Source organism: Paenibacillus sp. CECT 9249, from assembly GCF_918697855.1.
Lineage (GTDB): Bacteria > Bacillota > Bacilli > Paenibacillales > Paenibacillaceae > MSJ-34.
The window spans coordinates 35,179-62,109 of sequence record NZ_CAKKLI010000028.1; the positions used below are offsets into that span (position 1 = coordinate 35,179).

Here is a 26,931-nt window from a genome sequence, read left to right on the forward strand (position 1 = left end):
ACACAATTTCTTGAAAAAATAGGCCGCAAACTATAATATGGTAAGAAACGCGGAATCGACCGGAAAGGATAGAGAAGAGTATGCCGGAATTACCGGAAATGGAAATTTACAAAAAACTGCTCTCCGACCGCATCGTCGGAAAAACGATTACGAATGCAACCGTCAATCGGGCGAAATCGGTTAACATAGATGCGCGGCAATTCGAAAGCGAGCTTGTCGGCAAACAAATATTGTTTGTCGAACGCCGCGCCAAGTATTTAATTTTCCATTTGGATAACGGGCGCAGATTGCTGCTTCATTTGATGCTCGGAGGATTGATGTTTTACGGCACTCCCGATGAGAAGCCGGATCGCACGACACAGGTGGAAATCTCGTTCGGCGATGCGACGCTCTATTTTATCGGGCTTCGCTTGGGGTATCTTCATTTATTGTCCGTGAACGATACGGATGAGGCGTTATCCGACCTGGGGCCGGAACCGTTCGATCGGAGAATGACGGCGGATAAATTCAGTCAATTATGCCGGAATAAACGCGGGACGCTTAAGTCGGCGCTTGTCAATCAAAGCTTTATCGCCGGCATCGGCAATTGTTATTCCGACGAAATCGCATTTGGCGCTTCATTGCTGCCGTCGGCCAAGCTGCAGGATCTGGAGCCGCCTGCGATCGAACGGCTTTACCGATCGATGCATTCGATATTGCGGGAAGCGGTGGAATCGGGCGGTTACGTGGAGATGCCGTTAACGGCAGACGATGCGTTGACGGGCGGGTATAACGCCCGCTTGAAAGTATACGATCGGGAAGGGGAAGCTTGTCCGCGTTGCGGCACCGCGATCGTAAGAACGGAAATCGCTTCCCGCAAAGCTTTCTTGTGTCCCGGATGCCAGCATGCAAAGTAAAACGCCGTTGATCGGATGTCATGTAAGCATACGCGAAGGTTATTATCAAGCGGCCGTCGCCGCAGCCCGGCTCGGTGCGAAATCGTTTCAGTATTTTCCTAAAAATCCGCGCGGCTTGAGCGTGAAAGCATTCGACCGAAGAGACGCCGAACGATGCGCCGCCTTTTGCAGGGAGCAAGGAATGCCGTCCATCGCCCATACGCCGTATCCGACCAATTTGGCGGTGGACGCTTCCGCAAGTCGCGAGCAGTTCGAGCGGACGGTCGCTTCCTTGGTAAACGATCTGCAAATTGCCGACGCCTGCGGTTCCGTCGGAGCGGTCGTTCATTTCGGCATCTACAAAGGACAGGATCCGCTGCAAGGCTATAAAAATATAATACAATGTCTTAATACCGTGTTATACGCTTGGGAAGGCGCCGCGCTGCTCCTGATCGAAAATCAGTCCGGCGATCATGCGAAAATGGGGATGGCGCTGGAGGAATTGGTGCAAATCCGCAATTTAACGTCATTTCCCGAAAAAATCGGCTTTTGCTTCGATACATGCCATGCGTTTGCGAGCGGGATATGGACGGGGACCAATACGGACGAATTGCTGCGGAAAGGACAGGAACTGCATTATTGGGAATATTTGCGCGCCGTTCATTTGAACGATTCGAAATATCCGGCGGGGTCGCACCGCGATCGGCACGAAAATATCGGAAAAGGGCATATTGGGGCGGCGGCGCTGAAGTCGCTGCTGGCAGCCAAACCGTTCGGCGATTTGCCGGCCGTTCTTGAGACGCCTGTTCCGGCCAGCGGATCGCATCGGGAGGAAATCGAATATGCGTCAGCAATGGCAGAGGGGATGAAACGATGATTCACGTTTTTCTGGACGATTGCCGCCGCCCTCCGGCGGGATTCGTGCTTGCGCGCACGGCGGAGGAATGCTTGCTGCTGTTGGAGGATGGCGACGTCGACATGTTGTCGCTTGATCACGATCTAGGTTTCGACGAGGCGAACGGAACGGAACTCGTCAAGCAAATGGTGCTGCGGAATGTATATCCGCGCGAAATCTTCCTGCATACGTCAAGTCCGTTCGGCAGAAGGGAAATGTACGAGCTGCTGTATCAACATAAGCCGGAACATGTGAAGCTGCATTACGGCCCGATGACGCCCGAGGCGCTGGAAAGAGCGAGGTTGGCCTCCGATGATGCGAGAGATTAGCGAGCATGACGTCTTGCAGACGATCGCCAGTCGGCGGGAGCCCCTCTTTCTTTATTTATATACTCCGTTATGCGGAACTTGCAAAGCGGCCGAACGCATGTTGGACATCGTCATGGAAACGTTGAATACGGAAGCGATGAAGACGAATGTCAATTTCGCGCCGCGGCTTGTAGCGGAATTCCGGATCGAAAGCGTCCCGTGCCTGCTTGCTTTCCGTTCCGATGAGGGCGAAGCGCCGGAGAAATTGTACGCATTTCAGTCCGTCACGCATTTATTCCATTTCATGAACGATAAAAGGTGTGATCATCCATGATTCAATTACGAAATATTACGTTGCGCCGCGAGGACCATCTCATTCTCGATCGCGTCAATCTGGAAGTGAAAGAAAACGAGCATTGGGTGATACTGGGACGCAACGGATCCGGCAAGACGACGCTGCTAGAGTTGATTACCGGCTACATATTTCCGTCGGACGGACAGGTGAAAGTGATGGGCAACTTGTACGGCGATTGCGACGTTCGCGAAGTGCGCAAACGGATCGGTTATCTTAGCCAGTCGCTGATGGAAAAGTTGGCGCTGCGCGATCCGGTATGGGAAGTTGTCGCCACGGGCGAATACGGCTTTCTCCGCTTTTACCAGTCCGTTCCGGACGAGGTGCGGGCGAAAGCCGAGGCGTTGCTGGATGAAGTGGATCTCGGCCGGCTGCGGGACCATCCGTTAGGGACGCTGTCCCAAGGCGAACGGAAAAAAGTCATGCTGGCGCGCGCCTTAATGTCCGAGCCGTCTGTCTTGATTATGGACGAGCCTTGCGCCGGGCTTGATTTGTATGAACGTGAAAAATTTCTCGACCAATTAAACTTGCTGCAAAAACGCGACATCACCTTAATTTACGTCACCCATCATATGGAGGAAATGATTCCGATATTTACTCATGTAGCGCTTATGCACCAAGGAAAAGTGATTGCGGCAGGCGACAAACGAAGCGTTCTAACAAGCGAAACGCTCATGCGGGCATACGAGGTTCCCGTTTCGATCGATTGGCAGGACGGCAGACCGTGGACGCGCGTTGTATCCGCACATGACGGAGGTTCGTAACAGTTGAAAACAGAACGGCAACCAAATGAACGACAATGGGAAAGCAACATCAACGATGCCGAAGAAAACGGCGGCACGCGTTGGATCGCCACGGCGAATCACAGCTTTGCGCCGTACGCGCAAGAAGAATTCCGGCGTTTGTTCGGGCAAATCAAGAGCGTGCAGCTCATACCCGGCGAAACGTTTCTGATCGAGCTTCCGGCAAGCGCCGAAGAAGTGGGCGCCCGCCTCAAGGCGGAGCCGCCGATCTTTGTCCGCCATATCCAGCCGGTGGATCGCTTCTGGAAGTTGGAGGACGGCGTGGAAGAGTTGAAGGCGCTCCGTTCTTTTATTGCAGCGAATGAGCAAAGGCTGAGCGGAAAGCGCGCCGCGGTTCAAATACGCCGGACGGAAGGAACGGCGACGTCTCTTGCGGTCGCGGAAGCGAAGGCCGAGTTGGAAGAGGCACTACGCGCCGTTTCAAGCGAACCGGTTCTTCGCGACGCGGATTGGGTACTATCCGTCTTCGCCGCGACCGGCATGCTGTATGCCGGCATTTCGCGCCCGGAAGACAATATAAGCGATTGGTCCGGCGGAGCGATCCGTTTCAAGCGGGAAGAAGGGCAAATATCGCGGGCGAAATTCAAGCTCCTCGAGGCGGAGCGCGTATTTGGGCTCGACTTGGCAAGTTGCCGGGAAGGGCTGGATATCGGCGCGGCGCCGGGCGGCTGGACATCTCTTTTGCTGGAACGCGGGTTGCGGGTCACTGCCGTCGATCCTGCCGAGCTCCATCCGTCGCTTATTCGGCATCGCAACCTTACCTATTTGCGCAAGAACGCCTCGAAGGTCCGGTTTCGGCCGGATCAATTCGATTTGCTCGTTTGCGATATGAGTTGGAGCCCGATGCAGATGGTCAAGCTCGTGTCGGAATTGTTATATTCGCTTCGACAAGGAGGCATCGCGATCGTAACCGTGAAGCTGATGCATAAGAAGCCGATGCAGACGATTCGCGAAGTGATCGTGCGATTCGGCGAGCAGCGGCTGCAATTGCAGCAAGCGAAGCAGTTGTTTCACAACCGCGACGAAATTACGCTTTATATGATTAAATATTAAAGAAATTAATGAAATACGGTAAAAAAACGGCAGCCGAACCGCTTGGGTTCAGGCTGCCGTTCGTTGCCGCACCCGCTGCTTGCCCAGTCGTGTCAGCGGTTGGCATGGGCGTCAGGCGCCTTGTCCGCGACAAGATTCAACGTAACGTTATGTTCGAGAAGAGCTTTCAAACCGCAGAGGACCATCGTGTATCCGCCCATCGAGTCAATGGCTTGATTGACGATTTCGTCTCCGCTGCCCGCAAACCCCGAGTGGGTAATCGTAACAAACGTTTCGCGATCGGCACGGACGGCGAATGTCCACTCGGTCAAGGTTCCGTCGTACGACGATTCGATCAAAATCCGCTTGTTCGGCTCGATCTCTTTCACCAAAACTTCGTCCCAAACGCCATACATTTCCCAATCCCAACGGATACGCTTTCCCGCTTCCAATTTTCCGCTCGCTTTCGTAAACCAAAATCGTGCCGTAATCGCCGGGTCGATAAAAGCTTCGAACACTTCTTCCACCGGCCTGCGAATCAGCATTTCCGCTTTCACTACAGGCGGATGATTCCATTCAGCCATCTTGATCGTTCCTTTCTTTCGTTTTTTCTAGAATAGCATACGGCCGTTACAAAAATTTCTTATCAATTGCGCTTCATACATTATTTTATCCATCGAGACAACATTGCAAAAAAATAGACTGGACAAAACAGGAAGCGTTGTTCTATAATAAATCACAAATTGAACATCATATTTCCAATTCAGGGAAAGCATCCCGAAACGTATGGACGAAGCGGACGAACCGTTCGCAAAGCGCCGTATTTTTCGGAGGCTTTCCTTTTTTTGTTTGCCGCGATTGCCATCGAAGCGGACAAACGATGACAGGGGGGATCGATCGGGATGAACATGAAATCCAAATTAGTTCCTCAAAGCGTCGTCGGCGGCAGATACCGGGTAATCGGCCGGATCGGCGCGGGGGGAATGAGCAGCGTATATCTGGTCGAGGACGACAAGTTGAAAGGGAAGCGATGGGCGCTTAAGGAAACGGTCGTCCCGGACAAAACGGCATACCGGAACGTTGCGGAGGAAGCGGAAATGCTAATCCGTCTCAATCACCCGTTCTTGCCGCGCATCGTCGATTTCTTCGCGCCCGACGAGGACGGATTGATGTATTTGGTGATGGATTATATCGAAGGGGAGACGTTGGCCTGTTATTTTGCCCGTCATAACGGGAAATTGCCCTTTAAGGCGGTCGTCGGCTACGGGCTGCAATTATGCGAGGTGCTTCATTATTTGCATACCCGGAACCCGCCGGTCGTGTACCGGGACATGAAGCCGTCGAACGTCATGGTGACGCCGCAAGGACAAATCCGCCTGATCGATTTCGGGATCGCCCGCCGTTTCAAGCCGTCGCAATCCGACGATACGATTCGTCTGGGTACGGTCGGCTTCGCCGCGCCGGAGCAATACGAAGGCCAGCAAAGCGAGACGCGCAGCGATCTTTACGGATTAGGCGCGCTGCTGATGCATTTGCTGAGCGCGGGCAGAGCGACGGTTCTATCGCCCCAATACGAACGGCTGTTGCAAGACGATGTGCCTCCGGGCTTCCGTCCCGTGCTGGCGAAACTATTGCAATACGATCCGAAGGATCGGTACAGCAGCGCGGAACAAGCAAGGAATGCGCTGTTGCCGTTCGCGCAACCGGAAGCTAGCGGGATCGCCCGCCAATCCGCCGCAGCCGCCTTCGCCTGGATCGGCACGGCCGTCGTAGCCGTCGGGGGCGTTTCTAAGGGCGTCGGCACGACGCATACGGCCATTGTGATTGCGCACTATTTGGCGCGCAGGAAGGTGCGGGTCGCAATTAGGGAATGCGGCGGCGAAGAGGCGTTCGCGCGAATCGAAAGCGCCTACGAAGGATTGGACGGGCAATTTCAACCGACGGAACGATTCGCGGTCAACGGGGTGGAATACATCAAAGGACATGCCGACTTGGACATGCAGTCGATGCTTGCGGAAGGATACGACTTTTTGGTTCTCGATTTGGGAAACGTTTGCGAGTCGAACGATTTGTCCGAATTTTTCAGAGCGAACTTTCCCATTGTCGTCGCGTCCGGCGCCGAGTGGAGGCAGCAGGATTTGCGCCGTTTTTTGCAGCGGTATGGCGACAAAGAGAAGGGGAATTGGAAGTACTTCATTCCGCTTGCGAATCGACGGACGGTGCGCGACATTCAAAAATCGTTTCAATTGCGTTCCGTCACGGCGCTTCCGTTTCATCCCGATCCGTTCGCGGCGGGCATCGAAACGAATCAGCGGCTGGACGCCGTCTTCGCCGATTGGATCGCCTCAAAGGGGAAGGGGGGACGGACGTTTAGCCGCTTTGGAATGAGGATAGGCCGATAAAGGAGCGAAAGAGATGTCAAAGATTAGACAACGAACGAAAAATTTACTCTATGCCGGTTTCGTCGGCGCCTTGACGATGGGATTGATCGCAGGCGGGATCGGCGCGTATTTCTATGTGCAGCATGTTAAGACGGAGAAGAGGATCCGGTCGGAATACGAAACGAAGCTGACGGAGGCGGAACGGTTGTTGAACGATCGGAATGCCGCGCGGGTAACGATTGTGGCGGCCAATACGGATATGAAGGCCGGGGAAAAGGTGCAGCCTCAGCATATCTCTACGGTCCGAATCCCCGTTAGCGAGGTTCCGCAAGATGCGATCGTGAACGAGAACGACGTATTGAACAAAACGCTTAAAATCGATTTGAAAAAAAATAGCGCGCTGCTTCCTTCGATGCTGTTCGACGACGGCCCGACGCCCCGCGATTTGCGGTATCAGGAATTCCAAGCGATCAGGCTGCCGTCCAAATTGCAAAAGAACGATTTCGTCGATGTGCGGATCGGCTTTCCGACCGGACAAGATTATATCGTACTGGCAAAGAAGAAAGTGATCGACGTTCTGGACGGCACCGTCTGGCATCAGTTGAACGAGAAGGACATTTTGCTAATGTCGAGCGCGATGGTCGACGCCTATTTGCATGGCGGCCAAATCTATGCGCTTCGTTATGTCGATCCGTATATGCAGGCGGAAGCGGTCGTCAATTATCCGGCCAATGCGCAAGTGCTCGAGTTGATGGAGCAGGACCCGAACGTGCTGGAAAAGGCGAAGACGGCGCTCGCCAAAACGGCGCGCAAAGCGCTCGAAGGCGATTTGGAGCGTCATGCGGGAAGAAATGCGGACAGACAGAGCAGCTATGTGCCGCATGAACGTCCGGCTGCGAGCGGCAGCGGATATGGGGTAACGGCGAAAGATCCCTACGACCGCGCGCCGCAATCCCAAGCGACGTCTTCGCCTGCGGAGCCTTCCGGCCAATGGGACAAAAACGAGATCGTTCAGCCGCTGCCCGCGGATGCCGCCATCGAGCAAAGCGTATTCGATCAGTCGCTGGCGCAGCGCAGCGAACCGGAAGAGGAGTGAGAGCCGTGAGGAAAATTTTATGGATAGGCGCATGCGATCATAGCGAACTCATTCTCGGCTTGTGCAAAATCATCGCCGCGGCAAACCGCAGCGTATTGCTGGTCGACGGAACGAGCGATCGTCAAACGCTCCGCATCGTTCCTGCGGGAAGCAAGCGCGAACGGTTGGTCGAATTCGACCGGTTTGACATTGCGTACGGTTTCGCAACGTGGAACGAAGCGCTGGACATGCGTAGGGAGGACGAGCAGCCGAATTACGATTATGTATTCGTAATGACGGATCAAGACCGATTTATTGCCGGCCATGCCGGCGGTTCCTTCGATCGGCATGTGCTCGTAACAAGCTTGGAAAAGGAATGTACGGTGCGCAATGCGGAAACGCTCCGCCGATGGCTTGCAGGCGGCGGACAAACGGCAACGCTGACGCGGGTTTTTTATCAGTTCGTCGAATGCAGCGTAGATGAAGAATATGTCGAGCGGATGACGGACGATTTGCCTGTCGTTTGGTCCGAACATGTCTATTACATACCGTTCGACGAGAAAGATTATGAAACGAAAATCGATAACCAGTACGCCGGCATGCTCGATATCAGGCCGTTGTCCGGCGAATATAAACGGACGTTGCGGAGACTGGCGATGGACATGACGGATCTGGATCGTAAAGCGATCAAGCGCGCGTTTCATCAAGCGCAAAAGGGGGGGTTATGATGAGGAAGGGAAAGCAAATCGCATTTTGGTCGCCCGCCTGCGGACAAACCGGAACGTCGACGAATCTAGCGGCGGCAGCGGCCGTAATCGGGTTGGATTATTATATGAAAACGCTGGTCGCGTATACGAAGCCGGGCTCGGCCTTGGAGCCGTCGCTCGTCCGCAAGCCGGACGAATTAGCCGCACCCGCCTTCGACAATACCGGGCTGGACGCCCTGAAGCGGCTTGCGCGCAGCAATCGCCTCACGGCGAATATCGTTAAAGATTATACTCGTCCGATTTTGAAGGATAGGCTCGATTTCTTGCCGGGGCCGACCGATTTCAACGAGCAAGAGGATAAAGCGGGGGCAGGCGAGCTTGTGCAGCATATTTTCGCTTGCGCCGGCCAATTTTACGATACGGTGCTGGTGGAAGTCGGCAGCGGTACGAGCGACGAATTGACGAACGCCATACTGGAGGCGTCGGACGTGATCGTTGTGAATTTGAATCAGAATGCGGCATTGCTCGACCGATGGCTCGGACGAGGGGGAAGCTTCGATACGCTTCGCGGCAAAACTTGCGTTTATTTGCTCGGGCGCTATGACAGGCAATCCCGTTACAAGGCGGGGAATATCGCCCGCAAGTACCATTGCAAAACGCTGTTTACCGTACCGTATTCCGCCGGGCTCATGGACGCGTGCAACGATCATGCCGTGATCGAGTTTTTCATGCGCAATCGCAACGTCCGTCAAGGACATGACCATTATCATGTCGTCCATGAAGTGAGAAGGCTCGCGAAGACGATATTGGAACAAGCCGACGTGGACAGTCTCGCGTTCCGGGAGAGAGGAGCGTAGCGCATGTACTTCGGCGACAAGTTCAACTTGATCGTGACGGCGGCTTTTCTCTTTGCCGTAGGCGCGCTGCTCTATATAAGGTTGTCCGGGCGCAAGACGGAGCAAGCGGTCCTCCCTCCTGCCGAAGGGAAATATACGATCGAACGGATGACGGAATACGTGAAACAATGCTTGAATGAAATGGTCGCAGCGAATTGGTATCATACGGGATTCATCGGCGAAGAATTGCAAAGGCGCAACAACAAACGGCTCGAACTCAAGCGGGCGCTGAAAGGCTGCGTATACGGCGATTTGAGCGATAAAAATTACGTCAAAAACGTAATATACGATTTGCTTCTGCAAACGTACGGCCTGAACGAAGGGAACGTCAACCGGGTCATTCCGTTTGAAGACGCGCGGCGATTGACCGAACAAGACATGTTCGAAATCATCCTTCACGATTATAAGAAGAAATACCGTTACGACGCTTTGCATCGGATCATTGCGCGCTACCGTTTGGACGAACCGAAGTCTTCCCCGGCGGAAGGAGACGCCGAGTGTTACGTCATTACGGGGGAGGAAGTGCGGACCATTTATAACCGGGAGGCGCCCGCGCTAACGTTTGACGACAAGCTGCAACTGATCGTGCAGCGGATTTATCAACAATATAAAGGCTTTAGCGTCATCGATGAAATTCGCGATATGAATATTGACGGCGTGTCGGGCGGCGTGTCGGGTTTGCCGCCGTCTTTTGCGGGCATGCCGGACGAATTCCGCGCGCATACCCGGCGAAACGACCCGGAGCAGCTTCCGTCGGCCCACGACAGCGTATGGATCTTTTACAAAGGAAAATCGATTCATTTATCCTTCTTGTCGTTCGGTTCGGAATGGGAATTAAAGCGGGTTTGCCAAAACATATACAAGTACAACAACCCCGGCCAGTTGTCGGAGACGAACGGTTATAAAGTGAATGAAATGAAGGACGGTTCCCGCGTCGTTGTCGTACGGCCCCATTTTTCCGAATCGTGGGCGTTTTTCGTACGCAAATTCGACATTCCGAACGTTTCGCTGGAACAGCTCATTCGCGACCGCAATTCGGAACTTGCGATCGGGACGATCAAATATTTAATGAAAGGATCGCGCATCACGGCCGTTACGGGGGCCCAAGGAAGCGGCAAGACGACGCTGCTCATGGCGATGGTGAAGCATATTTACGCGACGCTCACACTGCGCGTGCAAGAGATGGCTTTCGAACTGCATTTGCGCAAAATTTATCCTAACCGCAATATTTTAAGTTTGCGGGAGACGGATCATATATCCGGCCAGGCGGGATTGGACGTACAGAAGAAGACCGACGGCAGCGTCAATATCGTGGGCGAAGCCGCTACCGATCCGGTCGCCGCCTGGGTCATCCAAACGTCGCAAGTCGCCAGCCTTTTTACGCTCTTTACCCATCATGCGAAAACGTTTCGCGATTTGGTACATTCGCTGCGCAACTCGCTCTTGAAAACCGGCGTGTTCAGCAACGAACAAATCGCGGAGCGCCAAGTGACGAGCGTCATTAATTTCGACATTCACTTGAAGCTTGAGAAAAACGGACGCCGTTATATCGAACGGATTACGGAATGCGTGCCGGTCGAACATGCGGGGACGTATGGCGGATCGATTGCGCAGGCCGCGACGCTGAACGAGAAGATGGAACGGTTCATGGAGACGGCGGCCGATTATTTGGAACGGGCGGCAGACCGGAGAACGTATGTCGAGCGGAACATCGTCGAATATCGAGGCGGCGAATACGTTGCGGTTCATCCTATATCGGCGGCTAACGCGGCGGAGATGATCGAACAGATGACGGAGCAGGACGCTAATGCGTTCAAGGCATTCGTCGCGTCATATTGGGGGGATAACCATGGAACTTAAAACAGCTCTATATGGAATTGTCGCCGTCTCGGTGCTAATCTTCCTGATCCTCCTTATCGTTTATCAATGGATGTCCCGCCGAAGCGCAAGGGACGGGCCGGGGCGAGCGTCCCGCGACGACCGGGAACTGCTGCCGCCCCAGCGCAGAAGGTCGGCGCGCCTTATGCACCGCCTGCTGCATCAATCGTATGCCGATTCCATGAAGATTCCTCTCCTTCGGCGCTACGTTTCGGAAATACGCAGGAGAATGGCCGGCATCTATAGTTACGATGAGACGACCGTTCGCAGCGAAACGATGAAGATTGTCTGGATGACCTTCGCGATCGCCTTCATCGCCGCTTTGCTGCTCGTAATATGGCATCGCGATATCCTATCCGTGATCGTCGTTTTGCTCGTCGTCCTCATGCTGCACAATACGATCGTCGATACGTTCGTCAGCCGGGTGGAGAACAGACTGTTGCGGCAATTAAGCCATATGATAAGCGATGTCAGGCATCATTATCATGCGCACGGCATGGTGGAAGAAGCCATTTACGAAGCGTCGGAAACGGCTTCCTACGAAGCGGCCGAGCATGGCAAGAAAGTGTATGAAATGCTAACCTCCAACAATCCGGAGGAAAGCCTGGATCGATATTACGAAGTCGCTCCGAACCGCTTCCTGAAAGGTTTTGCCGGCATATCGCATTTCATCCGCGAATTCGGGGATAAAATGCGGCCGAACGGTTCGATGTATTTGCACGCTCTAACGAAGTTGAACGCCGAAATCAAGCTGGAAGCGATGCGCCGGGACAAATTGAACTATTTGCTGAAAAGTTTGACGCTGGTCGCGGTCGCGCCCGTTCTTTTTACGAAACCGATCGAGTCATGGGCCCGCAACAATTTTCCGGCAATGGGGCAATTTTACGATTCCAAATTCGGTTTCATCGTAGCCTGCTTCGTTTACTTCGTCATTCTTGCTTCTTATCTATTGCTTCGCAAAATTCAAGAAACCGACGAAGGCAAATATGCGGCCAAAACGAGAAAAGGGGCATGGGAGAAAAAATTGTACGGAATAGCGATCGTTCGCCTGCTGGTGGAACGCGTCGCTCCGCCGCCCCGGCATCGTTTATATTACAAAACGTCGGCGCTGTTGAAAGACGCGAACATCCCGCTGCCGGTGGAATGGTTTTATTTGCGGCGCATTTTGTTATGCGTGCTGTTCGTCATGGGCAGCCTGTCCGCGATCGTCTATTTGCATGCGCTCGGCGTGAACAACGTGCTGTACGGGCCGACGAGAAGCGCTGCGATGTTCGGAACGGCGGACGAGACGGAGATGCGAAAAGCCTACGAACGGACGGAATTCGACCGTCAATTGATCTTGCGTCTCGGGAAGGAAGGAGAGTACGGACGGGAACAGATCGCGGATGCATTGCGGAACATGCCGCAGCCCCTTCGAAACCAGACGGAAATGGGCGAGGCCGCGAAGCGAATCGCAACCAAAATCGAGAGGTTGAACGCCGAGTATATCAAATGGTGGGAAGTGATGATCGCCGTTTCCTTCGGTTGCGCGGCTTACTACGCTCCGGTATGGGTCGCGATGTTTCAAAAACGGATGCGCTCGATGGAGATGAAGAACGAGGTGGATCAATTCCATACCGTGATCGCGATGCTGTGCGAATTCGAACGAATTTCCGTCGAAAACATTCTAGAGTGGATGGAACGTTTTGCCTCGATTTTTAAGGAGCCGCTGCAAAACTGTCTGCTACATTATGAAGCCGGCGCGGACAGAGCGCTGGAGGAGCTGAAGATGCAGGCGCCGTTCGTTCCGTTCGTGCGGACGGTCGAGAAGCTGCAGCTTGCGGTAGATAAAATTCCGGTAAAGCAAGCGTTCGACGATTTGGAGTCGGAGCAGGCTTTCTACTACGAAGAGCGCAAGCAGGAGTACGAACGCATGATTGACGCCAAGGCGGCCTGGGGCAAAATGATCGGCTTCACTCCGCTGTACACTCTCGTTTTTATGTACCTGGTGATTCCGCTCGTCTATATGAGCATGAATCAAATGAACGTTTATTACGAACAAATTCAAAAAATCAATTAATCGAAAGGCAGGTTTTATTCCATGAATAATGCACAAAAAGCGCTCGTTATGGCGGCGGGCATTTTTCTCGCCATCGCCTTGATTACGATTGCCGTCGTCCTTTTTATATCCGCCCAGGAAGCAACGAAATCGGCGCAAAACAATTTTTCCAACATTCAAACCGAATTGTCGCAAACCGCATTCACCGTTTACGACAATACGGTCGTCAGCGGTTCGCAAGTGATTAATGCGCTGCGCAAATATTCCGACAAAGACCAGTTCGGGATCCGCATCGTTACCGGGAAAAATCGGGCGGGAGCATGGTACGGCAAAGTGCTGAGAGTCAACGTCGGTGTCGAAAGTCCGGAGTACGGCTCCATTACCGATATCGAGCCTGACGGCAGGCTTGCGTTCGCAACGGATGAAGCCCAGATCGATTACGTCAATCCGAGCGGCAAATTCCAGGCCAATATCGTTCAAGACAGCAGCAATGTAATTCGCGGCATTATTTTCGTGCAGAAATAATCCGTCATGGGTGACAATACACGCAATATGTTGACGGCAAGCGCGTACGTCGCGTTTTTTATCGGCGCGTTGACGCTTGCCTTGCCATTAATCGGCGGCATCTCCAATGCGCTTGACGTATCATACATTGCGAATGCCGGAGGCGATCGCAATATTCATTCCGGCTTGAGCGAAACGGGAAATTATACAGTGAACGGAGCGGTCGTATTGCATACGGTTTTTCAAATCGGGCAATTGCATGCGGATATCGAGGTGGATGGGCAACGGCTTGCGCATACGGCCAAACCGGAAACGGCCGACGTCTCCGTCATCGACGTGCACGCTTCCTACCGTGTGACGTATGTTCGCGACGGAAACGGGACGATCATTCTTGTGCGTTACGACTCCGTACGGACGTAAAGACACTTCGCAAACGTTTGGAGGGACTCCAGTTGAATACGGTTGGCAAAGCATTCGCATTGATTATCGCCGTTCTGCTGCTGTACATCTTTCCGATATCCCAGTCGTTCGACAAGCAGGACGATATTTCATACCTGATCGCGTTGCAATCGGTAACCGGATTCGTCGATGCGGCGCGGGACAAAGGCTATGTTACGCCGACGATGTACAACGATTTGGAACGAAGGCTCGCGGCTACCGGCAATGCGTTTCGCATCGAAATGGAACATTTGCATAAACGGTACTATCCGGTATACGGAGATCCGGCGGATCCGCGGACGTTCGAACATGAATTCGCCGTCGATTACGAAGGGTTTTACACGCATCAGATTAAAGCGATTTTATTTCCGGACAATACGCTTGCACCCGACGATCCGGCCAGAAGATATCTGATGAATGCCGGCGATTTCTTTCGCGTTTCTATCGTTAACACGAACAAAACGAATGCGACGGTGATGCGCGACTTTTTGAACAACGGGCATACGGAGCGCGGGACGATCGATATCCCGTACGGGGGGATGGTGCGCAATGAAGATTACTAGCCTCGCCGCGGCGTTCGCCATGATCGTGTTCCCTTTCTTCATCATCAATCAAATCCATGCGGACGGACAGAAGCTATCGCTGCGAACGGAAATGCGCTATAACGCGGCGATCGACGCCGCCGTGCAGGATGCCGCTCTCATGCTCATCCCGAACGAAAAGCAAGAATTCGAAGCTCAGTACGAATCTGCCAAAAACGTTCGCGCTAATCTCGAAGCGGCTATGGACGCGTTCTACCGGACGCTGTACGTCAATTTCGGCATTGCCGACGATCCGCAGGCGCAGGCGCTTCTCGACGTATACATTCCCGCGATCGTCGTGATCGGCTACGACGGTTATTATTTGTACGCCGACGACGAATTCGCGAATCGCGACGGCGAACCCGAATCGCGGCATGTTTGGTATGCCAAAAAGCCTTATGCATACCGCGATGCGGCCGGCAATTCGCTGTCCTTTACTTTGGACGAGTTCGTGACGGCATACGAGCCGGGGACGCAAACATGGCGCCGAGGGTTTCGGCGCGATATCGCTTCGTCGTCGGCCGTTCCGCTGCTGCAGGATGCCGCCGTTTTCGAGCAAGTGCGCCGGTGGACGATCGTTAGCTCCATTCAAGGAGATTTGCAATACTATATCAACCGGCATAATGCCGTTGCCAAGCGCTACGGCGTTTCCTATACGTTCACGCTGCCCGCGATCAGCGGGGAGGAGTGGAACAATACGATCCAGGATGTCGGCGTAATCGCTTTCGTGCAAGGCATTCCGATCGGGGATCGCTATTACAACAATTATGCGCTCGGCGGCGCGAGGATTGTGAAACGGGGCGAGTTCGCGGGAATCGTCGCGAACGGCATCAAATATTATTACCGCCGTTCCGAATGCTCTTCGCCGTTGCCGACGCAAGAAACGTTCCAAAGCGAGAAGGAAGCCGCCCGCAACGGATATTATCCGCTGGCTTGCTCAAACTTGCAATAAACGATGCGCGGCTGGATCGATAACTTTTGGCAAAGCCCATTGACACCACCGCTACTCTATGTTATTGTGTAGCAGTACCCTATATAATTGATTACCAACGTCGTTGAGTACTAGGGGGTGAAATTCTGGAGAATCTAAGCGAAATGCTCAAGGGCGTACTGGACGGAATTGTGCTGGAAATCATCAGCCGCGGGGAAATATACGGATACGAGATTGCCAAAAGGTTACACGCTATGGGTTTTGAAGGGCTTGCGGAAGCGACGGTATATGCGCTCCTGTTGCGGCTGGAAAAAAACAAGCTGGTGCACATTACCAAAAAACCTTCGGAATTGGGCCCTCCCAGGAAGTTTTATACGCTCAACGAACGGGGGTTCGAAGAGCTTGCATCCTTTTGGGCAAGATGGGATTTTCTAAGCGGGCGCATTCAATGCTTAAGAAATCGTGGAGGTGAAGATCATGAGCTTTAGTCAAGAGATGAAGAATAAAATCGTTCAATTTGCAAAAGAGCAATCCCGGCATTACTTGGAAGAAGCCGAGATGACCTACTTGGAGAAACTGCGGCGGAAAACCGGCCAGGCCAAGAGCAAGATCACGAAGAAACTTGCAAAGTTCAAGAACCGTTCGGAGACCTCGCTAGAAGCGCAAAACGATATGATTCTCTATATGAGCGATTACATGAACGACTTGATTGCGGAAGGGATTTCCGAGCAAGAAGCGTTTCAACGCGCGAAGGAGGAACTTGCGTTTCGCAGCGAAACCGCCAAATCTGCCGATTTGCAGGAGCGGTTTGCAGAATATTACGAAACCCGCAACCCTGCCGATTACGAAGCCATCGGCCTGTTCTACGCAGGATTTATGTTCTTCGGGTTATCGATCGGCTCGCTTATCGGATTTCTCGGCAGCGGCGGGCGGGGTATGTTTCTCTCCGGCGGTTGGATCGATACGCTCATTGGCGCCGCTGTCGGCTTTATTATAGGAATGGGATTAGGGCTTATCAGCAACGCCATCATTGTATTGAAGAAAAGCAAATAATATTGGGGGGAGATTGCAATGCCGAATGCCATTGAAATCGCCGAATTAAGAAAGAGCTTTTCGGTCAAATCAAAAGGCAGGACGTCCACGGTTGAAGCGGTGCGCGGACTCACGCTTACGGTACAAAGCGGTGAAATTTTCGGCTTTCTCGGTCCTAACGGGGCCGGAAAAACGACAACCCTGCGCATGCTGACGACACTTTTACCGATTGACGAAGGAAGAGCGGCCATTTGCGGATACGATCTAGTACGCCAGCCCAAAGAAGTGCGGCGGCATATCGGTTATGTCAGTCAGCTAGGCGGAGGGGATGCGGAAGCTACCGGGCGCGAAAACTTGATCCTTGCCGGACGGCTGTACGGGATGAATCGTCACGAAGCCGAACAACGCACGAACGAATTGCTTGATGTTTTTGAATTAACCGAACTGTCCGATCGGGTTGTGAGGACGTATTCCGGAGGACAAAAGCGCCGGCTTGAAATCGCGCTGGGCATGATCAACCGTCCGGAAATCCTCTTCCTCGACGAACCGACGACCGGGCTTGACCCGCAAAACCGCGCCAATCTTTGGGAACAAATCAGAAAGTTGCAACAAAGCGGGACGACGATTTTCCTGACGACGCATTATTTGGACGAAGCGGATGCATTAAGCGACCGGCTTGCCATAATGGATTACGGGAGAATCGTGGCGGAGGGTACGCCGCATGAGCTCAAGAATCGAATTTCCGGGGACGTCATTCATATTCGATTTTCAAAAGATATCATAGAACAAGCGGCAAAACGATTGAACACGTTGGGTTTTATCCATGAAACCCGGCTTGAAGGAGAAACCTTATATCTTTATGCAAAAGACGGAGCCCAGACGCTGCCCCGCATATTCGACATGCTGGAGGCCGAAGGGATGCAATCGCAATCGGTAACCGTATCCGCGCCGACCCTTGACGACGTATTTCTTAAACAGACGGGCAGATTATTGCGCGATGGCAAGGAGGGGATCGCATGAACATGGCTTCCGAAACAGGGCTGCTTTTCAAAAGGAGATTGATGGAGCAAATCCGTTCACCTATATGGCTATTTATGGGATTGACGACGCCGCTGTTGTATCTTGCTTTGTTCGCGCCGCTTTTGGGCGGGATTCCCACCGTGGGGGGAGAGGGCGTCGCCGACGCCTTCGTGCCCGGATTGCTGGCTTTATTTGCGTTAGGCAGCGGCACCGGCATTGGCTGGACCATCGTCCATGAGTTGAAAACAGGGGTTATCGAACGCTTCAGGGTTTCGCCGGTGAGCCGCTTTTCTCTGCTGATGGGAAACGTACTGAAAGATGTTGTGATGTTTTTGCTGCCTGCATTAATTGTTATCGCGATATCGAGTTTGGCCGGATTTCACATTCACGCAGGCGGGCTTGCCGTCTTGCTGGTCCTGCTATGCCTAATGACCGCTGTGGTGTCCGCCGTAAGCAGCAGTTTAGGGCTTATTTTCAAAGATATCGGCACATTAGCCGCGGTTATCACCGGCTTGCAGCTTCCCATTACGTTGCTGGCAGGAGTGTTGCTTCCTATATCCCTCGGGCCGACATGGCTGCAAGTGATCGCTCACGTGAACCCGGTCTACTATGTGGTGGAAGCCTCCCGCGCATTGGCCGCCGGCACGATTTGGGATATGAAAGTTCTTTTGGCGTTTGCCGTTATGGGCATTTTGCTCGTGATAACTCTTGGTTGGGCAACGAATGTTTATAGAAAAGCCGTTGCATAACTGCGGCAACGCCGGTTGGTCATTTGCTTGCATTTCTTCTGAAACGCTCCGAAAAAATATATGGATCTCCGCCAAAATATGATACAATTAGGAATTGTAATTTCATGAAAATATCGAATAGGAGCATGCGTTTCAATATGAGCTTATTGACAGTGGAAGACGTTTCGCATAATTTCGGAGAGCGCACGTTGTTTAAAAATGTGTCGTTCCGCTTGCTGGCCGGCGAGCATGTCGGCTTGGTGGGAGCGAACGGCGTCGGCAAATCGACGCTAATGAATATTTTAACGGGACAGTTATTGAAAGACAGCGGCAAAGTGGAATGGATGCCGAAGGTGCGCTACGGCTATTTGGATCAACATACGAAGCTGACGCCGGGGAAGACGATCCGCGACATTTTGAAGGATGCCTTCTTGCCTTTATTGGAATTGGAACAAGAGATGATGGCGATTACGGAAAAAATGGCGGAAGCGGATCCCGACGAGCTGGAGTCGCTGCTCGAACAGATGGGCGAAATTCAGGAACAGCTTGAAATCGGCGATTTTTATATGCTGGACGTGAAGGTCGAGGAAATGGCCAACGGGCTGGGTCTGGACGCGATCGGCCTGGAACGCGACGTTGCGTCGCTAAGCGGCGGGCAGCGCACGAAAGTATTGCTTGCCAAACTGCTGCTGGAGAAACCGACCGTCCTGCTGCTCGACGAGCCGACGAACTATTTGGATGTCGAGCATATTCAATGGTTAACGAATTATTTGAAAGAATATCCGTACGCTTTTATATTAATATCGCATGATACGGAATTTATGAATCAGGTCGTTAACGTCATTTATCATTTGGAATTCGCGAAGCTGACCCGTTATTCGGCAAACTACGAGAAGTTTCTGCAAATGGCGGATATCAACAAAACGCAGCATATCGAAGCTTATGAGAAGCAGCAGGAATATATTAAGAAGCAAGAAGATTTCATCCAGCGCAACAAAGCGAGATATTCCACGTCCGGCCGCGCCAAAAGCCGGGAGAAGCAATTGGAGCGGCTCGAGCGGATCGACCGTCCGGACGAAGCGCCCAAACCGACGTTTGTATTTAAAGAGGCGCGGGCGAGCGGCAAAACGGTATTCGAAGGGATCGATTTCGAAATCGGCTATACCCATGCTTTATTGCCAAAGATGTCGATGACGATCGAGCGCGGCGAGAAGATCGCTATCGTCGGCTGCAACGGCGTCGGCAAATCGACGCTGCTCAAAACGATTCTCGGTAAAATTCCGCCGATCAGCGGCAAGACGTATCAGGGCGACTTCTTGTATCCCGCCTACTTCGAGCAGGAGGTCAAGGCGGGGAATATGACGCCGATCGACGACGTTTGGAACGAATTTTCCCATATGAATCAGCATGAAGTGCGGGCGGCGCTCGCGCGATGCGGCTTGAAGAACGAGCATATTACCCGTCCGCTGAATATGCTGAGCGGGGGAGAGCAAGCGAAGGTGCGCCTTTGCAAATTGCTTATGCGGGAAAGCAACTGGATTTTATTCGACGAGCCGACGAACCATTTGGACGTCGTCGCCAAAGCGGAATTGAAGCGCGCGCTGAAAGAATATAAAGGCACGATCTTGCTCGTATCCCATGAGCCGGATTTCTACGAGGATTGGGTCACGAAAATATGGGATGTCGAGAAATGGTCGCTGCAAAACGCTTGAAACGGATCACAGATGCGGGAGCCTTCGTCAGGGAGGCTCCCGCATCTTTTGTTTTGATCAGAATCCCCGATATTCAGGCGAATTTACATGAATCTGATGCAAAAACGATAAATTTTCGGCTTATTTTTACGAAAGCTTACATTTTCGCATTTGACTGGACATTGGCGATGAAAGTATACTACTAAATAGTTTAACTCTAATTATTTTAGTGCTAAAATAATTCGAAGGAGCTGCGACATGCCTGAGAGCGAGTTAATGAAACTTTCAAGTATTTTTCGGAGTTTAATCAAGATGATGACACAGGAATGGAACAAACGGATGGTGCATAATCTTACGTTCTCTCAATGCCGCGTTTTGTTCCGGCTTCATTCGATCGGCCCGATGAAGGTTTCCGAATTGGCGGATGCATTATCCTTTACATCAGGGGCGATTACCGGTATTACCGACAAGTTGATTGCAGCAGGATTCGCCGTGCGAACAAGAGCCGAGGACGACCGGAGGGTCGTTTATGTGGAAATCACTCCGAAGGGAAAGGAGGCGCTTGACGAAATCCAAGAGAAACAACAAGAAATGATTGCCGTCTTTTTCGAATGGTTGTCGGATGAAGACAGACAACATCTTACGCGTATTTTTACGCAGATTTTAGATAAGGTAGAGGAGTACCAAAAGGAGTAGGAGATGTTATATGGAACATTTATCGCATAAGCGAAAATTGACGATTATGATCGCCATTATGGCGGCGATGTTCTTCTCGGCGATTAACCAAACGATCGTTGGAACGGCTTTGCCGCGAATTATCGCCAAGCTGGGGGGAATGGATTACTATACTTGGGTCGTTACCATTTATATGTTAACCTCGACGATCGCTACGATCTTGGTCGGTAAATTGTCCGATATATACGGACGGAAGCCGTTTATACTGACCGGTATCGTTTTTTTTATGGTCGGCGCGTTTTTATGCGGATTTTCGACCGATATTTTTCAATTGATCATTTATAGAGGGATTCAAGGGATCGGCGCAGGGATCATTATGGCTACCGCTTTTACGGCTGTCGGCGACCTGTTCGCTCCGCGCGAGCGCGGAAAATGGACCGGCGTCATGACCGCCGTATTCGGATTTTCCAGCGTCATCGGTCCGGCGCTCGGCGGATACATTGTCGATCATATGGAGTGGCATTGGGTATTCTGGATTTTCCTGCCGCTCGGCATCGTCGCTTTTTTTATGATTTTAACGCTGTTTCCGAAGGTGGATCGCAAGGAATCCGAATCGATCGACTATTTCGGCTCGTTATTCCTGACGCTGACGATCGTGCCGCTCTTGCTCGCGTTTTCGTGGGCGGGAACGAAATACGATTGGGGCTCGCAGCAAATCATTTTGTTGTTCGTTTGGGCAGCGGTCGCCTTGGCCATCTTCCTGTTCATTCAGACGAAGGTCAAAAGCCCTGTCTTGCCGCTGACTCTATTTAAAAACGGTATTGTAACGATTTCGAACATTATCGGCTTTATTATGAACGCGGGCATGATGGGAGCGCTCATCTATCTTCCGTTCTTCGTGCAGGGCGTGATGGGCGTTTCGCCGACTTATTCCGGCTATGTGACGATGCCGATGTCGATTGCCATGGTCCTCACAAGCGCCATTGTCGGCCAATTGATCAGCAAAAAAGGAAAATATAAAAGATTTGCATTGATCGGACTGCCCATCATGTTTGCCGGCATGATCATCATGTGCTACATGCATAGCATTTGGATGGCGGTCGTCAGCATGATCGTATTCGGCCTCGGCCTCGGCATGGGGATGCCGGTATTCTCGCTGACCATCCAAAACGCGGTTCCGCATAAAGAGCTCGGGGTCGTCACGGCATCGATGCAATTATTCCGGAATCTTGGCGGAACGATCGGGATTGCCGTTATGGGTACGATCATGTCCTCCAGCTTGGCGTCGAATTTGAAAGAGGCTGCAGCTTCGGGCAAAGGCGTGGACGTGTCGAAGCTGGATCCGCAAATGGCAGAGCAGCTATCGGCGTTCCATAATCCGCAATTGCTGCTGGATCAGCCGAAATTGGCCGAAATCCAAAGCAGCATGCCGGCCGAAATGCAATCGATATTTACGCAAATGGTCGATATGCTGCGCGACGCGTTAAGTTCGTCGCTATCCACCGTATTTTTCGACGGCGCGATGTTTTTGCTGGTCGCTCTTATCCTTACGTTTTTCCTGAAAGAAATACCGCTCCGCACGTCGAACCGGATGCCTGGCTCAGACGCCTCGGGGCAAGCGGGCGAAGGCGATCAAGCTTCCAATGCGCAAAAAGCGCTCGTTGAACAACCGGCGAAATAAAATATAGACGTCACAGCCCCGTATCGTTTGCTTCGAGCGATGCGGGGTTTTTCCGTTCAAAATGCGTTCAAAATTTTACATGAATAAGCGTTTTTAGTGCGCTGCAGTTTACAATTTGCTGTTACAATGAAATGTGGAAGAACACAGGCGCTCGGAAAAGAGACCATTCTATCGGAATAAGGGGATTGAACCATTTGTCTGGACAAAGACATCGATATAGAGAAGTGTTTTTCGCCGCATTAAAGCTTGGCATGACGTCGTTCGGAGGGCCGATTGCGCATATCGGTTTTTTTCGCGATGAGTACGTGCAGCGCCGGAAGTGGCTCGATGAACGAACGTTCGCCGATATGGTCGGACTATGCCAAATGCTTCCCGGACCGTCAAGCAGCCAGCTTGGCATCGGCATCGGATTATACCGGGCCGGATGGAAGGGAGCGGTTCTGGCTTGGCTGGCTTTTACATTGCCCTCGGCCGTCGCGATGGCGGCGTTCGCGTTGATCGTTCAGCGGTATCCGTTCGCGGATGCAAGCCCGGGGTGGCTGCGCGGCTTGCATATCGCGGCTTTAGCCGTCGTCGCGCAAGCGGTGTGGGGGATGGCTCGCACGCTCGCTCCCGATGCGGTGCGAGGGACGTTAGCTATAGGAACGGCTGTCGCGGCGTTATTGATTCCCGGGACAGTGGGGCAGATCGTGCCGCTCGTATGTTCCGGTTTGCTGGGATTGCGGCTGTTCCGCACGCCAAAGAGCGCGGGTAGCGCTTCAGCGGACGGCCGCCTGCATCTTCAAGCTGCCGAAATTGGAACGAATTCGAGCCATAGGCCGCGTATGAGATGGGCGTATGCCGCTTTATCCGCCTTCATCGGTTGTCTCTTGCTTCTGCCGCTGCTAAGACATCTGTTTCCGGGCCGATTGTGGTTGGCATTGGCGGACAGCTTCTACCGTGCCGGTTCGCTCGTATTTGGGGGCGGTCATGTTCTTCTGCCGATGCTGGAGCAGGAAACGGTATCGCACGGCTGGCTTGCGCGGGAGCAGTTTATGGCGGGATACGGAGCCGTTCAGGCGGTTCCCGGTCCGATGTTTACGTTTTCCGCTTATATCGGCGCCCTGGCCGGACATGGAGGCATGAGCGTATTTTACGCGGCTTTGGCGTTAACGGCCATCTTCCTGCCTTCTTTTTTGCTGATAGCGGCCGCCATTCCGCATATGCACCGTTTAAGGGAGCATGCCAAGTTTCGCGCAGCGCTCACCGGGGTGAACGCTTCGGTCGTCGGGATTTTGCTTGCCGCCTTATATGATCCCGTGTGGGTCGATGCGGTCCGTACGCCGCTCGATTTCTGCATCGCGCTTGCCGCTTTCGCCATGCTGGCGTTATGGAAGGCGCCGCCCTGGATCGTCGTGCTGTTCGCCGCACTCGCAGGCATCGTACTGCTCTAGGAGACCGCTTGTCGCCGTTCCGGGTATTTATTTGCCGTTGTTTACGCAAACTACGTGCAGAAATGTTAATGAATGCCGGGTGACGCAAGTGAGCGAGCGTATTTTGATCGTAGAAGACGACGACGATATAGCCAAATTATTGGAGCAAACGTTAGTGCATGAAGGTTACGCTGTACAGCGCGCTCGGGACGGGGATGAAGGCGCGGCGCTTGCGCTGGGGCAAGCGTGGGATTTGCTGCTTCTTGACCTGCTGCTGCCCGGACGCAGCGGAATGGAATTGCTCACGCTTCTGCGGGACGCCGGCCAAACGATGCCCGTCATCATCTTGACGGCCATCGGCCAACCCGACGAAGTCGTGCGGGGGTTCGATCACGGCGCTAACGATTACGTGACGAAACCGTTTGTCATGAAGGAATTGCTGGCGCGTATCCGCAATTTGCTGCAAATCTTTCGCCGGGATCGTACGGAGGATTCGAAGCCGAAGGCGATTCGGGCCGATCATCTCACTATCGATCCGGAAACGCGGGAAGTCCGGAGGAACGGCCAAACGATCGAACTGACCCCGAAGGAATTCGATTTGCTCTATTATTTGGCGCAAAACAAAAACAAAGTATGTTCCCGGGAAGCGATCTTATCGGAAATATGGGGCTACGATTTTGCGGTGGATACGAATGTCGTCGATGTATATATCCGCTATTTGCGGCAAAAAGTCGACAAAGGCAGAAAGCCGAAGCTGATCCAGACAATACGCGGAATCGGATACCGGTTGCTGGATCCGCAGACGATATCGGAATTCGAAACAGAGTTCGGCGACGATTGCATTGCGGAATGGGACGAAGACGGGGAGGCCTTCCATTGAAACGCAAAAGCCGGCATTCTCCGTAAGGAGAATGCCGGCTATGATGAAATGTTGAAGGTAGGAGCGTGTTGAATGTTTCGTCAAGGTGTCGTCATCGTTCGTTAGTTAATGACGCGGCGAATCGTTACAATTTTCTTTTCCCAAGCGCTCAACTTGGAGAACGTAACGCCCGGTTTGCCGTAAGTATGCAATATTTGGCCGTTGCCGGCATATACCGCAACATGATCGATTCCTGGGCGGCTTTTCACTGAATCGAAGAAAATCAGATCGCCGACGCGCAGGTTGCTCTTCGAAACATATTTGCCGACTTTCGATTGCTGCTTCGAAGAACGGGGCAGTTCAATGCCATGTTGCTTGAAGATGTACTGCATAAAGGAAGAACAGTCGAATGCGCTTGTTATTCCGGATTTAGCGCCGAATTTATATTTTACGCCCAAATATTTTTTGCCTGTGTTAATAATGCTTGTTCCAACCGAGTTGGCGGATATGCTTTGTTCTTGAGATTGGTCGTCGGATTGCTCTTGCGACGGATCTTGGCTCTGGTTCTGATCCTGATCTCGATCTTGATACTGGTCTTCATATTGATCTTGATCTTGGTATTGCCATTGATATTCGTCGTATGCTTCCGTCGCGTCGGCAGCATGTCCGACGTTCGCTCCGATAAAACCTAATGAAGATAAACCGATTGTTGCGGACAACGCCACAGTAACTGTTTTCCGGATCCATGTTTTAGAATAAGTCATATTGTCCCTCCAAAAATGTTTTCTATCAGGTGTCGACAACCAGAGTATAACAAAGAAAACATCTCCTAAAATTTACTATAAAAAGCAAATATATAGGATCCATGGGGGATTGTAGCGAATTATTAAAAAATGATGAAAATATATGAATAACTTTTTACTTGACAAATCGATATACGCAATGATGAAAATCGATTTGCTTGATACAAAGCGATTTTCAAAGCGTTGATAGCGAATTTAAAAGTGACAAAATCGTAACTATTCTGATATCAATCGCATTCATCTTTCGATTGTATCACCAATAATTTCCCTGTTTGGACAGAGACGACCCCTTCGTCTGCGATCAATTCATTGCTGACGGACAGCGAATTGCCGAGCGTCAACGTCGCGTTGTCCAGCGGATAGCGAAATCCTTCCAAGGTGACGCCCGTAACCGTAGAAGAGAGAGGGAGAAGCGATGCATAGGCAAAATGTTTGCGCGTTATTTGCACCGGACGATTCGCGCCCGCAATCGTAATCTCGTTATGTTCGTCCGCGATCATGCAATCGATACGACGATCCAAAGCCTTGACAAGCAATTGCACATTGGAGAGCGAATGGTCGAAACGGGAGCCTAGCGCGCCGCATATGACAATTGCCGCAGGGTTTTGCCGCAAGGCGAATTCGAATGCCATCTGCGTGTCGGATGCATCCTTCATGACAGGATCGCATTCGATAAACTGCCCGCTATTCGCGCGAATCGATTCTTTCATGGAATCGGTAACCGAATCGAAGTCGCCGAGCGCCGCATACAACGAATATCCTCGTTCCGTCAAATAGGCTGCGCCGTTATCCGCGCCGATGAGTAGATCCCCGGGTTGAATGTACTTCAGAGCCCAATCGTCCAAGCGTCCTCCGGTAAAAATAATCGCTCTTGCGCCAGTAGTCGTCATATTCGTCCAATTCCTTCCGTAATCGATAATGTTGAAAGTTGGCAACAAACCTAGCTTACCAATTCGCTCCTTTTCTAGCAAGCGTTCCAGCAAGCCCTACTACGCTATAATTCGCCTTCGTCCGCGAAATCGCTACTTGCGCATGTCGAACTGTGCGGATAAAATAAATACATTATGGGTACGGGGAAAAAGCAGGGGAATCGAAGTACGGTTAAAGAGGGGATGCTTCAGTTGGACTTAAATGGAAACTGCCGCGCCGTTCGCTGCATCCTTTGCAGCCGCAGCGGTCCAAAAACCGTTCCGTCTAGTTCATCAAATGTAAGTCCAGCGGTAAGATGTCAAGTCCCTGATTCTTGAGAATTGGAAATTTTCTTGGCCGTAAAGCAAGGGAGTCAGGGAAAATGACAGCACCAAACTAAACCCAGCCCGAAAATCAAGTCATTTAC

At 52.2% G+C, this 26,931-nt stretch carries 28 protein-coding genes; 25 read left to right on the forward strand and 3 right to left on the reverse strand.

The genetic code is table 11. The annotated features are described in order from the left end of the window. The first annotated feature begins 80 nt into the window (after positions 1 to 80). Genes LQ229_RS18190 through LQ229_RS18215 form a run of 6 tightly spaced genes read left to right on the forward strand, consistent with a single transcriptional unit; the run spans position 81 to position 4,286 of the window. Positions 81 to 896, forward strand: coding sequence for a DNA-formamidopyrimidine glycosylase family protein (locus LQ229_RS18190; protein ID WP_216538875.1), 816 nt, complete (start codon positions 81 to 83; stop codon positions 894 to 896). Continuing rightward, on the forward strand, positions 886 to 1,752 hold the full coding sequence (locus tag LQ229_RS18195; protein WP_216538876.1) for a deoxyribonuclease IV: 867 nt from the start codon (positions 886 to 888) through the stop codon (positions 1,750 to 1,752). Before LQ229_RS18190 ends, LQ229_RS18195 begins: the two co-directional genes overlap by 11 nt. After that, positions 1,749 to 2,099 (forward strand): cyclic-phosphate processing receiver domain-containing protein, encoded by a 351-nt coding sequence (locus LQ229_RS18200; protein WP_216538877.1) that lies wholly within the window; start codon positions 1,749 to 1,751, stop codon positions 2,097 to 2,099. Before LQ229_RS18195 ends, LQ229_RS18200 begins: the two co-directional genes overlap by 4 nt. Next, on the forward strand, positions 2,083 to 2,412 hold the full coding sequence (locus LQ229_RS18205) for a thioredoxin domain-containing protein (protein WP_230192478.1): 330 nt from the start codon (positions 2,083 to 2,085) through the stop codon (positions 2,410 to 2,412). Before LQ229_RS18200 ends, LQ229_RS18205 begins: the two co-directional genes overlap by 17 nt. After that, a complete protein-coding gene (locus tag LQ229_RS18210) occupies positions 2,409 to 3,194 on the forward strand; it encodes an ATP-binding cassette domain-containing protein (RefSeq protein WP_216538878.1) in 786 nt (261 codons plus the stop codon). The genes LQ229_RS18205 and LQ229_RS18210 overlap by 4 nt, the downstream gene beginning before the upstream one ends. 3 nt (positions 3,195 to 3,197) lie before the next feature. Continuing rightward, the gene (locus LQ229_RS18215; RefSeq protein ID WP_253298148.1) at positions 3,198 to 4,286 is read left to right on the forward strand and encodes an SAM-dependent methyltransferase; all 1,089 of its coding nucleotides are present in this window, start codon (positions 3,198 to 3,200) and stop codon (positions 4,284 to 4,286) included. Between the two features lie 92 nt (positions 4,287 to 4,378). Here the strand turns inward: LQ229_RS18215 and LQ229_RS18220 are convergent, their stop codons facing one another. Then, positions 4,379 to 4,849, reverse strand: a complete 471-nt coding sequence (locus LQ229_RS18220; RefSeq protein WP_216538879.1) for an SRPBCC family protein — start codon at positions 4,847 to 4,849, stop codon at positions 4,379 to 4,381. Between the two features lie 324 nt (positions 4,850 to 5,173). Between LQ229_RS18220 and LQ229_RS18225 the strand changes: the two genes are divergently transcribed. From LQ229_RS18225 to LQ229_RS18315, 19 genes are all read left to right on the forward strand, one after another. Next, complete coding sequence (locus LQ229_RS18225; protein ID WP_230192479.1) at positions 5,174 to 6,667, forward strand: serine/threonine-protein kinase; 1,494 nt, start codon at positions 5,174 to 5,176, stop codon at positions 6,665 to 6,667. A 13-nt stretch (positions 6,668 to 6,680) separates the two neighbouring features. Beyond that, positions 6,681 to 7,742 carry an SAF domain-containing protein gene (locus LQ229_RS18230; RefSeq protein ID WP_216538881.1) on the forward strand — a complete coding sequence of 354 codons (1,062 nt, stop codon included), beginning with the start codon at positions 6,681 to 6,683 and terminating at the stop codon, positions 7,740 to 7,742. 5 nt (positions 7,743 to 7,747) lie between these two features. Continuing rightward, positions 7,748 to 8,449, forward strand: a complete 702-nt coding sequence (locus LQ229_RS18235) for a hypothetical protein (protein ID WP_216538882.1) — start codon at positions 7,748 to 7,750, stop codon at positions 8,447 to 8,449. Then, entirely contained in the window at positions 8,449 to 9,285 is an 837-nt protein-coding gene (locus tag LQ229_RS18240; RefSeq protein ID WP_230192480.1) for a hypothetical protein, read from the forward strand. The genes LQ229_RS18235 and LQ229_RS18240 overlap by 1 nt, the downstream gene beginning before the upstream one ends. 3 nt (positions 9,286 to 9,288) lie before the next feature. Then, positions 9,289 to 11,184: a Flp pilus assembly complex ATPase component TadA gene (locus LQ229_RS18245; RefSeq protein ID WP_216538884.1), complete on the forward strand. Its 1,896-nt coding sequence runs from the start codon at positions 9,289 to 9,291 to the stop codon at positions 11,182 to 11,184. After that, on the forward strand, positions 11,174 to 13,261 hold the full coding sequence (locus LQ229_RS18250) for a hypothetical protein (RefSeq protein WP_230192481.1): 2,088 nt from the start codon (positions 11,174 to 11,176) through the stop codon (positions 13,259 to 13,261). Before LQ229_RS18245 ends, LQ229_RS18250 begins: the two co-directional genes overlap by 11 nt. 21 nt (positions 13,262 to 13,282) lie before the next feature. Further along, positions 13,283 to 13,765, forward strand: a complete 483-nt coding sequence (locus tag LQ229_RS18255) for an ABC transporter permease (RefSeq protein WP_230192482.1) — start codon at positions 13,283 to 13,285, stop codon at positions 13,763 to 13,765. 6 nt (positions 13,766 to 13,771) lie between these two features. Beyond that, entirely contained in the window at positions 13,772 to 14,164 is a 393-nt protein-coding gene (locus tag LQ229_RS18260; RefSeq protein ID WP_230192483.1) for a hypothetical protein, read from the forward strand. Between the two features lie 32 nt (positions 14,165 to 14,196). Further along, entirely contained in the window at positions 14,197 to 14,745 is a 549-nt protein-coding gene (locus LQ229_RS18265) for a hypothetical protein (protein WP_230192484.1), read from the forward strand. Beyond that, complete coding sequence (locus LQ229_RS18270) at positions 14,732 to 15,715, forward strand: hypothetical protein (protein ID WP_230192485.1); 984 nt, start codon at positions 14,732 to 14,734, stop codon at positions 15,713 to 15,715. The genes LQ229_RS18265 and LQ229_RS18270 overlap by 14 nt, the downstream gene beginning before the upstream one ends. A gap of 143 nt (positions 15,716 to 15,858) precedes the next feature. Further along, positions 15,859 to 16,182 (forward strand): PadR family transcriptional regulator, encoded by a 324-nt coding sequence (locus LQ229_RS18275; RefSeq protein ID WP_290370054.1) that lies wholly within the window; start codon positions 15,859 to 15,861, stop codon positions 16,180 to 16,182. Beyond that, on the forward strand, positions 16,172 to 16,747 hold the full coding sequence (locus tag LQ229_RS18280) for a hypothetical protein (protein WP_230192486.1): 576 nt from the start codon (positions 16,172 to 16,174) through the stop codon (positions 16,745 to 16,747). Before LQ229_RS18275 ends, LQ229_RS18280 begins: the two co-directional genes overlap by 11 nt. An 18-nt stretch (positions 16,748 to 16,765) precedes the next feature. Beyond that, entirely contained in the window at positions 16,766 to 17,746 is a 981-nt protein-coding gene (locus tag LQ229_RS18285; protein ID WP_230192487.1) for an ATP-binding cassette domain-containing protein, read from the forward strand. Further along, positions 17,743 to 18,495, forward strand: a complete 753-nt coding sequence (locus LQ229_RS18290) for an ABC transporter permease (RefSeq protein ID WP_230192488.1) — start codon at positions 17,743 to 17,745, stop codon at positions 18,493 to 18,495. Before LQ229_RS18285 ends, LQ229_RS18290 begins: the two co-directional genes overlap by 4 nt. Before the next feature lie 137 nt (positions 18,496 to 18,632). Continuing rightward, positions 18,633 to 20,186, forward strand: coding sequence for an ABC-F family ATP-binding cassette domain-containing protein (locus LQ229_RS18295; RefSeq protein ID WP_230192489.1), 1,554 nt, complete (start codon positions 18,633 to 18,635; stop codon positions 20,184 to 20,186). Positions 20,187 to 20,477: 291 nt separating this feature from the next. Next, positions 20,478 to 20,861, forward strand: coding sequence for a MarR family transcriptional regulator (locus LQ229_RS18300; protein WP_230192490.1), 384 nt, complete (start codon positions 20,478 to 20,480; stop codon positions 20,859 to 20,861). Between the two features lie 10 nt (positions 20,862 to 20,871). Further along, positions 20,872 to 22,521: an MDR family MFS transporter gene (locus LQ229_RS18305; RefSeq protein ID WP_230192491.1), complete on the forward strand. Its 1,650-nt coding sequence runs from the start codon at positions 20,872 to 20,874 to the stop codon at positions 22,519 to 22,521. A 194-nt stretch (positions 22,522 to 22,715) separates the two neighbouring features. Next, positions 22,716 to 23,954, forward strand: coding sequence for a chromate efflux transporter (gene chrA, locus LQ229_RS18310; protein ID WP_230192492.1), 1,239 nt, complete (start codon positions 22,716 to 22,718; stop codon positions 23,952 to 23,954). 88 nt (positions 23,955 to 24,042) lie between these two features. Then, positions 24,043 to 24,813: a response regulator transcription factor gene (locus LQ229_RS18315; RefSeq protein WP_230192493.1), complete on the forward strand. Its 771-nt coding sequence runs from the start codon at positions 24,043 to 24,045 to the stop codon at positions 24,811 to 24,813. A gap of 101 nt (positions 24,814 to 24,914) precedes the next feature. Here LQ229_RS18315 and LQ229_RS18320 read toward each other — a convergent pair whose 3' ends face one another. Together LQ229_RS18320 and LQ229_RS18325 are read right to left on the reverse strand one after the other, a co-directional pair. Next, on the reverse strand, positions 24,915 to 25,556 hold the full coding sequence (locus tag LQ229_RS18320; RefSeq protein WP_230192494.1) for a C40 family peptidase: 642 nt from the start codon (positions 25,554 to 25,556) through the stop codon (positions 24,915 to 24,917). A 266-nt stretch (positions 25,557 to 25,822) separates the two neighbouring features. Further along, complete coding sequence (locus LQ229_RS18325) at positions 25,823 to 26,530, reverse strand: thiamine diphosphokinase (protein ID WP_230192495.1); 708 nt, start codon at positions 26,528 to 26,530, stop codon at positions 25,823 to 25,825. Positions 26,531 to 26,931: the final 401 nt, after the last annotated feature.